The sequence below is a fragment of the Streptomyces sp. NPDC102406 genome, from assembly GCF_044765725.1.
Taxonomy (GTDB): Bacteria; Actinomycetota; Actinomycetes; order Streptomycetales; family Streptomycetaceae; genus Streptomyces.
The window spans coordinates 99,804-111,084 of sequence record NZ_JBIWKP010000007.1; the positions used below are offsets into that span (position 1 = coordinate 99,804).

At 71.8% G+C, this 11,281-nt stretch carries 12 protein-coding genes and 1 pseudogene; 8 read left to right on the forward strand and 5 right to left on the reverse strand.

Annotation, left to right across the window (positions count from 1 at the left end; genetic code table 11):
* Positions 1-98: 98 nt before the first annotated feature.
* Together ACIRF8_RS26340 and ACIRF8_RS26345 are read right to left on the reverse strand one after the other, a co-directional pair.
* Positions 99-548: a hypothetical protein gene (locus ACIRF8_RS26340; RefSeq protein WP_404218774.1), complete on the reverse strand. Its 450-nt coding sequence runs from the start codon at positions 546-548 to the stop codon at positions 99-101.
* Positions 530-888, reverse strand: a pseudogene (locus tag ACIRF8_RS26345) (response regulator transcription factor); the annotation flags it as partial. The pseudogene ACIRF8_RS26345 and the gene ACIRF8_RS26340, both read right to left, overlap by 19 nt.
* Positions 889-1,049: 161 nt before the next feature.
* On the opposite strand from ACIRF8_RS26345, the gene ACIRF8_RS26350 reads away from it, so the two are divergent.
* Positions 1,050-1,487: a hypothetical protein gene (locus ACIRF8_RS26350; RefSeq protein ID WP_404218391.1), complete on the forward strand. Its 438-nt coding sequence runs from the start codon at positions 1,050-1,052 to the stop codon at positions 1,485-1,487.
* Positions 1,488-1,707: 220 nt separating this feature from the next.
* Here ACIRF8_RS26350 and ACIRF8_RS26355 read toward each other — a convergent pair whose 3' ends face one another.
* Positions 1,708-2,202, reverse strand: a complete 495-nt coding sequence (locus ACIRF8_RS26355) for a DUF1990 family protein (protein ID WP_404218393.1) — start codon at positions 2,200-2,202, stop codon at positions 1,708-1,710.
* Positions 2,199-3,650, reverse strand: a complete 1,452-nt coding sequence (locus ACIRF8_RS26360; protein ID WP_404218395.1) for a gamma-aminobutyraldehyde dehydrogenase — start codon at positions 3,648-3,650, stop codon at positions 2,199-2,201. Before ACIRF8_RS26360 ends, ACIRF8_RS26355 begins: the two co-directional genes overlap by 4 nt.
* 176 nt (positions 3,651-3,826) lie before the next feature.
* Here ACIRF8_RS26360 and ACIRF8_RS26365 point away from each other — a divergent pair, with 176 nt between their 5' ends.
* The 7 genes from ACIRF8_RS26365 to ACIRF8_RS26395 all read left to right on the forward strand — a co-directional run bounded on the left by ACIRF8_RS26365 (position 3,827) and on the right by ACIRF8_RS26395 (position 10,327).
* Positions 3,827-4,342, forward strand: coding sequence for an Lrp/AsnC family transcriptional regulator (locus tag ACIRF8_RS26365; RefSeq protein ID WP_404218398.1), 516 nt, complete (start codon positions 3,827-3,829; stop codon positions 4,340-4,342).
* Positions 4,327-5,706, forward strand: coding sequence for an aspartate aminotransferase family protein (locus ACIRF8_RS26370; RefSeq protein WP_404218400.1), 1,380 nt, complete (start codon positions 4,327-4,329; stop codon positions 5,704-5,706). The genes ACIRF8_RS26365 and ACIRF8_RS26370 overlap by 16 nt, the downstream gene beginning before the upstream one ends.
* A gap of 187 nt (positions 5,707-5,893) precedes the next feature.
* Positions 5,894-6,634 (forward strand): ABC transporter ATP-binding protein, encoded by a 741-nt coding sequence (locus ACIRF8_RS26375; protein ID WP_404218402.1) that lies wholly within the window; start codon positions 5,894-5,896, stop codon positions 6,632-6,634.
* Entirely contained in the window at positions 6,616-7,800 is a 1,185-nt protein-coding gene (locus tag ACIRF8_RS26380; protein WP_404218404.1) for a hypothetical protein, read from the forward strand. The genes ACIRF8_RS26375 and ACIRF8_RS26380 overlap by 19 nt, the downstream gene beginning before the upstream one ends.
* A 73-nt stretch (positions 7,801-7,873) precedes the next feature.
* Positions 7,874-8,281 carry a VOC family protein gene (locus ACIRF8_RS26385; RefSeq protein WP_404218406.1) on the forward strand — a complete coding sequence of 136 codons (408 nt, stop codon included), beginning with the start codon at positions 7,874-7,876 and terminating at the stop codon, positions 8,279-8,281.
* A gap of 38 nt (positions 8,282-8,319) precedes the next feature.
* A complete protein-coding gene (locus ACIRF8_RS26390; RefSeq protein ID WP_404218408.1) occupies positions 8,320-9,486 on the forward strand; it encodes an LOG family protein in 1,167 nt (388 codons plus the stop codon).
* A 154-nt stretch (positions 9,487-9,640) separates the two neighbouring features.
* Positions 9,641-10,327, forward strand: coding sequence for an LAETG motif-containing sortase-dependent surface protein (locus tag ACIRF8_RS26395; RefSeq protein WP_404218410.1), 687 nt, complete (start codon positions 9,641-9,643; stop codon positions 10,325-10,327).
* Positions 10,328-10,465: 138 nt separating this feature from the next.
* Here ACIRF8_RS26395 and ACIRF8_RS26400 read toward each other — a convergent pair whose 3' ends face one another.
* On the reverse strand, positions 10,466-11,278 hold the full coding sequence (locus ACIRF8_RS26400; protein ID WP_404218412.1) for a maleylpyruvate isomerase N-terminal domain-containing protein: 813 nt from the start codon (positions 11,276-11,278) through the stop codon (positions 10,466-10,468).
* Positions 11,279-11,281 lie beyond the last annotated feature (3 nt).

Below are 11,281 nucleotides of genomic sequence, written 5' to 3' on the forward strand. Positions count from 1 at the left end.
GACACCCTGTCGATCCCGGCCCCGCAGGGCTCAGCCGGTCCAACTGGCGAGCGGCGCCAGGTTCTCCGCGGCGTCCGTGTGGGGCGCGGGCAGGTAGGTCACCAGGACCTGTTCGGTGGCGGGCAGGTGCAGGGTCTCGAAGCCGAAGCCGAAGCCGAAGCCGAAGCCGAAGCCGAAGCCGAAGTCGAAGTCGAGGTCGAGCGGGCCGACGGCCGGGGGCGGAGCGTGTACCGCCCCGACCCCTTGTCATGGACGTCCTGCCGGGCCCACAGCGCCCCGAACTCCTCGCTCCGCATGGCGAGGGTGGCGATGAGGGAGGCGAGCGCCGGGTCGTCGGGGCGCGCCGCCGAGCCGAAGATCGGCTGGGCCGCGGACCATGCCGCGGGGGTGATCGTGTACTCGCCGCAGCGCCCCGGGCCGCTGTCGGCCGGCCCGGCGCGGGGTGACCGGCGCGATCGTCGGGGCGCGCGGTCCCGGGCAGGTGGCGGACTGGGCGCGGGGCCGCACAGCTCGTACTGTCCGCGGAGGATCGGGCGCGGCGCCCCAATGACCGTACGCGTGCGACGAGTTCGGTGAACGCGAAGGGTTTGGGCAGATAGTCGTCGGCACCCATGCCGAGCCCGGCGACCCGTTCGGCGACGGCGCCGGACGCGGTGAGCATCAGCACCCGTGCCCGTCCCTCGCCGTCCGCGAGGGCGCGGCACACCTGGTCCCCGTGGACGCCCGGCAGGCCGCGGTCGAGCACGACGACGTCGTACCCGTGCACCGCTGTGCGCTCCAGGGCGGTATCCCCGTCGAAGACCACGTCGACCGCCATGCCTGACGGCGCAGTCCGGCGGCGACGGTCTCCGCGAGTTCTTCGTGGTCCTCGACCACCAGCACACGCATGACATCAGTGTGGTCGCGGCGCGGTCACGCGGGCCATAGGGACGGCCGTTCCCGTGCCGTAACCGCCGTACGGGTGAGGTGAGTTGTCGCCGGGCGAACGTGTTCCGGCCCACCACCGACCGAGCGGGCCCCGGCCCGCCTCCCGGAAGGACCGACCTCGTATGCGCATCACCGCAGTCCCGCACCACCACCGCCTCCTCGCGGTCGGCGCGCTGATCTCGGCCGTCACCCTCGGCACGGTCACCGCTGCCTCGGCCTCCGGCGACCACCACACGCCGAACCCGCCGAAGGGCGGCCCGCCCATCGGTTACCAGCCCACCGACGACGCCCCGGACGACCTCGACGCCGCTGACGACGCGTTCGCCGCGTGCATGCGCGACCACGATCAGGACAACGTCCCGGCCCTCCACCCCACCAAGGACGCCACGGGCGGTATCCGCTTCACGGTGGAGATCCGGGAACGCGACGGCAAGGCGCCCGACGTGACGTCGCGCGCCTTCCAGAAGGCGTTCGCCGCGTGCAAGGGCCCGCTGGAGGAGGCCGGTGTCTCCTTCCCCGAACCGCGGTGCGTTCCCGGCGCCGCCGAAGCACCCGGGTGAGGGTCACACGGACGAGCACCGGGGCGGCAAGCACCCCGGTGGCCGGCGCGCGGTCCCGCCGGGCAAGGGCGTTTCGGAGCGCTCCCTGACCGGCTGACCCGTCACCACCGGTGCGAGGGCGAACCGAGAGCCCGCCCTCGTACCGGCCGGGACCGTCCGGCGCACCGCAGGCGGGCCCGTACCTGCGGCGTACCGCGACACCCAGTGCTCGGGGCGCCTCTCACACGCCGCCACCGGCCCGCTCGACGGCGCGCAGATACCGCCCCGTCACCCACACCTGCACGACCCGGCCCACCGGCCCCGCGACCCGCGTGTACCACCGCCCGGGGCGCGAGAACGCGCGGATGCGGAACCATACGGACCCGTCCGCGTCCCGCTCGACGAGGAACGCCTCCTCGCCGCACTCCGGGTGCCCGGGCAGCGTCCCGTACGCGAAGCCGACGCACGTGGTGTCACGCACGACCCGCACGACCCGGCAGGGGATGCGGAGCCAGAGCGCGCGCAGCACCACATCGGCGCCCTCACGCACGTCGTCGCCCGGCGTGACGCGCAGCCCGGCGCCGCGCTGCGCGCCCCACGCGAGGACCGCCGCGCCCGCCCGCTCGAAGCACTGCGGCCCCGAGCCGAGACGGACGCGGCGGTCCAGGTGGGCGTACCCCTGCGGGAGTCGTTTCGCCGCCAGGGTCGCGCCGATCTCCGTATAGGTGAGGCTCACGCGTCCAGCGACGTCATCACGTGCTTGATGCGCGTGTAGTCGTCGAAGCCGTAGCCGGAGAGGTCCTTGCCGTAGCCGGACTTCTTGAAGCCGCCGTGCGGCATCTCGGCGACCAGCGGGATGTGCGTGTTGATCCAGACGCAGCCGAAGTCGAGCACCTTGGACATGCGCATCGCGCGCGCGTGGTCCTTGGTCCACACCGAGGACGCGAGGGCGTAGTCGACGCCGTTGGCCCACTCGACGGCCTGTGCCTCGTCGGTGAAGGACTGGACGGTGATGACCGGGCCGAAGACCTCGTTCTGGATGATCTCGTCGTCCTGCTTGAGGCCAGAGACGACGGTCGGGGCGTAGAAGTAGCCCTTGTCGCCGACCCGGTGGCCGCCCGCCTCGACCTTGGCGTGGGCGGGCAGGCGCTCGATGAAGCCGGAGACCTGCTTGAGCTGGTTGGGGTTGTTGAGCGGGCCGTAGAGCACGTCCTCGTCGTCCGGCTGCCCGGTCTTCGTGTCGGCGGCGGCCTTGGCGAGCGCGGTGACGAACTCGTCGTGGATGGACTCCTGGACGAGGACGCGGGTGGCGGCCGTACAGTCCTGGCCCGCGTTGAAGAAGCCCGCCATCGCGATGTCCTCGACGGCCTTGGCGATATCGGTGTCCTCGAAGACGACGACCGGCGCCTTGCCGCCCAGCTCCAGGTGGACCCGCTTGAGGTCCTTGGACGCCGACTCGGCGACGGCCATGCCCGCGCGCACGGAGCCGGTGATCGACGCCATGGCCGGGGTGGGGTGCTCGACCATGAGGCGGCCGGTGTCGCGGTCGCCGCACACGACGTTGAAGACGCCCTTGGGGACGATCGAACCGATGATCTCGGCGATCAGCACCGTGGAGGCCGGGGTCGTGTCGGAGGGCTTCAGTACGACCGTGTTGCCCGCGGCCAGGGCCGGCGCGAACTTCCACACGGCCATCATCATCGGGTAGTTCCACGGCGCGACCTGCGCGCAGACACCGATCGGCTCGCGCCGCACGATGGAGGTCAGCCCCTCCATGTACTCGCCTGCGGAGCGGCCTTCGAGCATCCGGGCCGCGCCCGCGAAGAAGCGGATCTGGTCGACCATCGGCGGGATCTCTTCGCTGCGGGTCAGGCCGATGGGCTTGCCGGTGTTCTCCACCTCGGCCGCGATCAGCTCCTCGGCCCGCTCCTCGAACGCGTCCGCGATCTTCAGAAGGGCCCGCTGCCGCTCGGCGGGGGTCTGGTCGCGCCAGGCGGGGAAGGCGGCCTCGGCGGCGGCCATGGCGGCGTCAATGTCGGCCTGCCCGGAGAGCGGTGCGGTCGCGTACGCCTCGCCGGTGACCGGGTTGACCACCTCGGTGGTCCGTCCGTCGGCGGCGTCCCGGAACTCGCCGGCGATGTAGTTCCGAAGTGTGCGGAGCTGACGCAGCTCACTGGTGGTCACTGACCGGCCTCCTTGCGGATCGAAAAGGCAGATGTCCACTGCTTGAGACACCCACCCTAAGGCGTGCACCGACGTTTTCGACACCCCCCACCCAGCCACACCTACGAAATCCGTGACTATAGGAGTCACAGACAACGGATTACATCGATCTGGGGTTGCGGAACCGACGAGTCCTCGTGCACAGTGAAGTCGTGGCCAGTCGCAGCGCAGATCCCAAGGGACCCCGTTCGAGAAGCGGCGGGAGTCCGCCGCTGGACGCCGTCTCCCTCGCCATCATCGAACAGCTCCAGGAGGACGGCAGGCGCCCGTACGCCGCCATCGGCAAGGCCGTCGGCCTCTCCGAGGCAGCGGTGCGCCAGCGCGTGCAGAAACTGCTCGACCAGGGCGTCATGCAGATCGTCGCCGTCACGGACCCGCTCACCGTGGGTTTCCGCCGGCAGGCGATGGTCGGGATCAACGTCGAGGGTGACCTGGATCCCGTGGCGGACGCGCTGACGGCCATGCCGGAGTGCGAGTACGTCGTGATGACGGCGGGCTCGTTCGACCTGATGGTGGAGGTCGTCTGCGAGGACGACGACCACCTTCTGGACGTCATCAACAAACGCATCCGGGCCCTTCCCGGAGTGCGCTCCACCGAGAGCTTCGTCTACCTCAAGCTCAAGAAGCAGACCTATATGTGGGGAACCCGATAGCCGTGAGCAAGGACCTCAGCCGAACCGCGTACGACCACCTGTGGATGCACTTCACCCGCATGTCGTCGTACGAGAACGCGCCCGTTCCCACCATCGTGCGTGGCGAGGGCACCTACATCTGGGACGACAAGGGCAAGAAGTACCTCGACGGTCTCGCGGGCCTCTTCGTGGTCCAGGCGGGACACGGCCGCCGCGAGCTCGCCGAGGTCGCCGCCAAGCAGGCCGCCGAGCTGGCCTTCTTCCCCATCTGGTCGTACGCCCACCCCAAGGCCGTGGAGCTGGCGGAGCGCCTGGCCCACCACGCGCCGGGCGACCTCAACAAGGTCTTCTTCACCACCGGCGGCGGCGAGGCCGTCGAGACCGCGTGGAAGCTGGCGAAGCAGTACCACAAGCTCACCGGCAACCACACGAAGTACAAGGTCATATCCCGCGCGGTCGCCTACCACGGCACCCCGCAGGGCGCCCTGTCCATCACCGGTCTGCCCGCGCTCAAGGCACCCTTCGAGCCGCTCGTCCCGGGTGCGCACAAGGTGCCGAACACGAACATCTACCGCGCCCCGATCCATGGCGACGACCCCGAGGCCTTCGGCCGCTGGGCCGCCGACCAGATCGAGCAGGAGATCCTCTTCGAGGGCCCGGAGACGGTCGCGGCCGTCTTCCTGGAGCCCGTGCAGAACGCGGGCGGCTGCTTCCCGCCCCCGCCCGGCTACTTCCAGCGCGTGCGCGAGATCTGCGACAAGTACGACGTGCTGCTCGTCTCGGACGAGGTCATCTGCGCCTTCGGCCGCCTCGGCACGATGTTCGCCTGTGACAAGTTCGGCTACGTCCCGGACATCATCACCTGCGCCAAGGGCATGACCTCGGGCTACTCCCCGATCGGCGCGGCCATCGTGTCCGACCGCATCGCGGAGCCCTTCTACAAGGGCGACAACACGTTCCTGCACGGCTACACCTTCGGCGGCCACCCGGTCTCCGCCGCCGTCGGCCTCGCCAACCTCGACATCTTCGAGCGCGAGGGCCTCAACCAGCACGTGCTCGACAACGAGGCGAACTTCCTCACCACGCTCCAGAAGCTGCACGACCTGCCGATCGTCGGCGACGTCCGCGGCAACGGCTTCTTCTACGGCATCGAGCTCGTGAAGGACAAGGCCACCAAGGAGTCCTTCACGGACGAGGAGTCGGAGCGCGTCCTGTACGGCTTCGTCTCCAAGAAGCTCTTCGAGTACGGCCTGTACTGCCGCGCCGACGACCGTGGCGACCCGGTCATCCAGCTCTCGCCGCCGCTGATCGCGGACCAGTCGACGTTCGACGAGATCGAGGGGATCGTCCGCCAGGTCCTCACGGAGGCCTGGACGAAGATCTGATCAGCCTCGCGCCACGGCCCGGCCGGCACCCATCCGAGTGAGATGGGTACGGCCGGGCCGCGTCTTTTGTGGACGCATGGCCCAGGAAACCTAGCGTGCCCGTGTGACCGATCGGCCCTGCCTTCGTTCCCCCGTACGGGGGACGGGAACTCTCCCGGCACAACTGATCCGAACCGAGGTGTACGCCATGGTGGCCCCACCGGACAACGATGTGCTCTGGGCACGCGCCCTGCACTTCTCGCACAACGGCTCCCCCGCGCTCACCGGCGTCTCGCTCGGTGTCCGCGAGGGCGAGATCCTCGCGGTCAGCGGCCCGCGCGGCGCCGGCAAAACGACTCTGCTGCACCTGCTGTCGGGCCAGCTCCTGCCGCAGCAGGGCGAGGTGTGGTTCAACAGCAGCCCCGTGCACACCATGGGCGCGCTCACGCGCGAGCGGCTGCGCCGCGACCGGTTCGGCTGGATCGACCCCGAACCCGCCCTCGTCCCCGAGCTGAACGTCTGGGAGAACACGGCCCTGCCGCTGATGCTGCGCGGCACCGGCCGACATTCCGCGAAGAACGCCGCCCAGGAATGGCTGGAGCGGCTCGACGTCGGCCACCTCGCCCGCAAGCGGCCGGGCGCCCTGCGGATGGCCGAGCGGCAGCGCGTCGCCATCGCCCGCGCCCTCGTGCACGCCCCGAACGTCGTCTTCGCCGACGAGCCGACCGCGACCCTCCACCGCGCCGACCGCGCGCACGTCCTGCGCACGCTGACGGCCGCGGCCCGCTCGCACGCCGTCACCGTCGTCCTCGCCACGCACGACCCGGAGGTCAGCGCACTGGCCGACCGCACGGTGTCGCTGCTCGACGGACGCCCCGTCACCAACGTGCACCTGCCGACCGCTGCCGCCGACCCGGAAGGCCGCACCGCGTGCTCGCTCTCCGTCTAGCCCGCGGCGCCCGGCCCGCGGTACAGCTCCGCCGGCTCCTGGTGGCCGCCGCCTCCGCGGGCACCGGCTTCCTGCTGCTGTGCACGCTCGGCCACGCCCTGGGCCACCCCGAAGCGTCCACGGCCTCCCTGACCCGCCTCGCCTGGTGCGTCGTACCGCTCGCCGCCACCGTGTACCTCGCGGTCGCCGTGGCCCGCTCCGACCCGGCCACCGTGCCACGCCCCGGCCTCTCCGCGGTGGGCCTCGGCCCGGCCCGTCTCACCCTGCTCGCCGTGATCTCCACAGCGGTCGCCTGCACGCTGGGCTCGATGCTGGCGCTGCTGTTCTTCCTGCATCTGCGCGGCGACCTCGCGGGGCTCCCGTTCGACGGCGCGGCGCGCGGACTCCTCGCCGCCGACCGGCCGTTGCCGCTCGGCGCCGCCCTGACCCTGCTCGCCGTCGTACCGCTGACCGCGTCCGCCGCCGGGGCCGTCGCACTGCGCCCCAGGACCCAGGGGCCCGGCGCGGCGGCCGGAACCGACCCGGAGGAACCGTCGGCCGCGCCGTCCGCGGCGCCGACGGGGCTGCCGTGGGGCGTCGCCCTCCTCGCCGCCGGGCTCGCCGTGGAGACGTACGCCGCGCACACCCCCGGCGGCAGGGGTCCCGCGATGCCGGGCGGCCTCGGCGGCGGCCCCACCGGGGTGCTGGCCGGCTGGGCGCTGACCGCGCTCGGCCTGGCGCTCGCCGGGCCCGGTCTCACCCACCTGTGCGGGCGGGCTCTCCAGGCCGTACGCCCGGGCGCCGTGCGGCTGCTCGCCGGGCGCGTGCTCCAGGAGGAGGCCCGGCGCATCGGGCGCCCCCTCGGCGTCGTCTGCGCGGTGGCCTCGGGCGCGTACGCGGCGCACGTGATGTACGGCAGCGCCGGTAAGGCGGACGCGGGCCTCGGGCCGCTGTCGGCGCTCGGCGCCTCGCTCGTCGTCGGCTGCGCCCTCGCCGCGCTGGCGACCGCGGCCGTCGAGGCCCGGCACGCCCGCAGGCACACCACCTCCGCGCTCCTGCGGATCGGCGCGCCGGCGACGCGGCTGCGCGGCGTCGCGGCCCTGCGGGCGGGCGCCCTGCTGGCTCTCTTCACCCCGCTGACCTGGACCGTCGCGGAACTTTCGGCCATTCCTCTGATCTCCCGATGACTTTTGCCCTCGGGCCCCGTCTAATCCTGCGTACGAGCACCACACCTCCTTTGCAGAAGGCGACGGGCCTCCCATGTACCAGCAGATGATCTTCGTGAACCTGGCCGTGAACGACCTGGACGTCGCCAAGAAGTTCTTCACGGAGCTGGGCTACTCCATCAACCAGCAGTTCACGGACGAGACCGGCTCCGCCGTGGAGATCAGCGACACCATCGTGCTCATGCTCCTGACCAAGGAGAAGTACGCGGGCTTCACCCACAAGACGATCGTCGACCCGACCACGAGCAGCGAGGTGCTGCTGTGTCTGAGCGCGGAGAGCCGCGAGAAGGTCGACGAGCTGGTCGAGCGGGCCATCGCGGCGGGCGGCACCGAGCACGGCGAGAAGCAGGACCACGGCTTCATGTACGGACGCGCCTTCGACGACCTGGACGGCCACACGTTCGAGGTCGCCTGGGTGGACCCGTCGACGATCCAGGGCTGAGCGACAGGCGCTCGGGAGCGGGCTTCTAGCATGGGCGGGTGCAGCCGACATCAGAAGATCCAGAGTCATTCGCGCCCGCCCTTCCCGAGACCGCTGTCGACCGTGAGATCGAGACGCTCGCCGAGTTCGACGAGACCGTCGCCGCGCGCGGCACGCTCGCCGGTCACCGGGTGCAGGCCGTCGACCTGACGCAGCGCACGGACCGGCTGCTCGCGGCCGACGTCGCGGGCGCCGTCTTCCTCGGCTGCCCCATGGAACCGGCGGCGGCCGCGCACGTCCGGGCGGCGGGAGCGCTGGTCTTCCCGCCGGTCCCCGGCCTCCCGTTCGACCCGTACCGCGGTCATCTGTACACGCCCGACGAACTGTTCGACGGTCTGTCCGCGGGCGGCTACGAGGCGACCCCGGACGCCCGCGCGTACGCCTGGTTCCAGCGGACCAAGGCCGACGGCGACGTGTTCGCGTCCATGCTGCGTTCCGTGCACGACGACTCGGTCTCCGACGCCCTCGACGAACTCCTCGCCGGGGCGCGCGTGGTGGGCGTCATGGGCGGCCACGCGATGGCGCGCGGCACGCAGGAGTACGCGGGCGCGGCCCGGCTCGGGCGGACACTGGCGCGGGCCGGGTTCACGGTGGCGACGGGTGGCGGACCGGGCGCCATGGAGGCCGCGAACCTGGGCGCGTACACCGCCCCCTACGCCGACGCCGTGCTGGACGAGTCGCTGCAACTCCTCGGCAAGGCACCGTCGTTCACGCCGTCGGTCACCGACTGGGCCGCCGCCGCGTTCGACGTGCGCGCGCGCTGGCCGCGGGGCGGCGCCTCCGTCGGCATCCCCACCTGGTTCTACGGGCACGAGCCGCCCAACGCGTTCGCCGCGCACCTGGCCAAGTACTTCGCCAACGCCACCCGCGAGGACGGCCTCCTCGCCCGTTCGAACGCGGGCGTCATCTTCCTGCCGGGCGCGGCCGGCACGGTGCAGGAGATCTTCGACAACGCGACGCCCAACTACTACGAGTCGCGCGGCGAGCCGACGCCGATGGTCCTGGTCGACCGGGACCACTGGACGCGCAAGCTGCCGGCGTGGCCGTTGCTCCAGGCGCTCGCGCGGGGCCGGTCGATGGAGGCGCGGATCGCGCTCGTCGACACGGTGGAGGAGGCGGGCGAGGTGCTGGGGCGGATGGTTTCAAACCCGCGGCGGGTCAAGTAACGGTAAAGACCCAACTCCCGGTGGCTGCCGCGTATTGACGTTGTGTCATAGGCACTTGTAAACGTGAGGGGACCGTGAGGGCGCTGAGGCGAGGAGCCACGTGTTCCTCGCGGCATCCCGATTTTCTCTGCACTTGATCCCGTGAAGGACAACTGTGTCCGTAACTCCCCGTATATCCGCACGCGCCGCGCGCTTCGCCGGCGTGGCGGCCGCCGCCACCGCGCTGACGCTGGGCGTCGCCGGTACCGCTTCGGCGTGCAACATCAGCGAGTTCAGCGCCGAGGCCGTCTGCGACGGCGCCCAGGGCGTCATCACCGTCAAGGACGTCGACGCCTCTGGGACGCCCGCCACCATCACGCTCTTCGACGAGTCGGGCAAGGAGCTCGGCAGCCGGGTGGTCAAGGGCACCAAGGAAGGCGCCACTGTCACGTTCAAGGAGAACTGGGCGCCCAACGCGCACTACCGCGTCCACGTGAAGACCGACAGGTTCAACGTGGACGACGACATCAAGGGTGGCGTCACCACCCCGGCGACGGCCTGCGCCACGGAGAAGCCGACGGCCACCCCGGTGCCGTCCTCCCCGGCGCCGTCCTCCCCGGCACCGAGCGCGTCCACGCCGACCGAGACGGCCGAGCCGACCGCGTCGGCGCCGGAGTCCACCAGCCCGGCGGCCCCGGCCCCGGCGCCGAGCAACTCGGCCTCCCCGGCCGGTGGTTCGGACCTCGCCGAGACCGGCGCCAACAGCAACACCGGCCTCTTCGCCGGCATCGCGGCGGCGCTCGTCGTCGCGGGTGGCGGTGTGGTGTTCGCCCTGCGCAAGCGTGGTGCGGCCCAGCGCTAGCCGCTTGAGGGGCCGTACGAGGTGTCCTGACCCGGACAGTCGGGCGGGCGCCTCGTACGGCCCCTCTGTGTTTACGGGGTCCCGGGGTCCCGGGGTTCTGTGTTTCCGGAGTTTCGTGGTCCGTGGTCCCCCTCGCGCTCAGGCGAAGCTGGCCCGGGTCAGCCAGTGGTCGAGCAGTTCCCGGTCGCCCAGCGCCTCGACGCGCCCGCCGTCGACCGGTTCACGCCGGTAGAAGGCGAGCAGCACGGCCGTCAGCGGGCCGCGCAGCGCGGCGTCGGCCTTCGCGTGGTCGCGGCGCCAGACGACCCCCTCGTCACGCAGCTCGATCAGCCACTCGGCGGCGAGTTCCGGGGCGGTGTCGGTGGCGTGCAGATGCAGGGTGCGTCCACCGGCCCGCAACTGCTGTACCGCGTCACGGGCATCGACGTCCTGGACGAAACGCACGATCCGCAGCCACTCGTCGATCGCGTCGGCGGCGATCTCCGGCACCACGTCGTAACCGGTCTTCAGGGCGAGCGCCGCGTCCGCCCGGTGGATCACCGTCTCGTGGGTCATCCGGCGGGCCCAGAACCCGGCGTCCCGCCGCCAGCCCCAGCTCCAGCAGGCCGCGTCGGGCCCCGCCGCGCGCAGCGTGTCGGCAAGGCGCCGGGCGCCGTCGCCGAGCCAGGCGTCGAGCGCGGCGGGACCGTCGTCGGCCGGCGCGCGATCCGGCACCTGGTCGTCGGGCAGCGCCTCCGTCGCCCGGGTACGCACGACCGCCTCGGCCCAGCGGTGCGCGCGGCCGACGTGCTCGGCGAGTTCGCGTACGGTCCAGTCGGGGCAGGTCGGCACGGTCGCGGTCAGGTCGGCGTCGGTGAGATGCGCTCTCAACAGGTCGGTCTGGGCGGTGATCTCGTCGCAGAACCGGTCGTGGGAGAGGGGGGCAGGCGGTCGCGGCACGGAGGTCGTCATGCG

What these genes read in the sequence shown, in the direction of transcription:
- ACIRF8_RS26385 (WP_404218406.1), top strand. Translation starts at nt 7,874, where the DNA reads ATGTACCAGCAGATGATCTTCGTGAACCTGGCCGTGAACGACCTGGAC.
- ACIRF8_RS26350 (WP_404218391.1), top strand. Translation starts at nt 1,050, where the DNA reads ATGCGCATCACCGCAGTCCCGCACCACCACCGCCTCCTCGCGGTCGGC.
- ACIRF8_RS26400 (WP_404218412.1), bottom strand. Translation starts at nt 11,278, where the DNA reads ATGACGACCTCCGTGCCGCGACCGCCTGCCCCCCTCTCCCACGACCGG.
- ACIRF8_RS26375 (WP_404218402.1), top strand. Translation starts at nt 5,894, where the DNA reads ATGGTGGCCCCACCGGACAACGATGTGCTCTGGGCACGCGCCCTGCAC.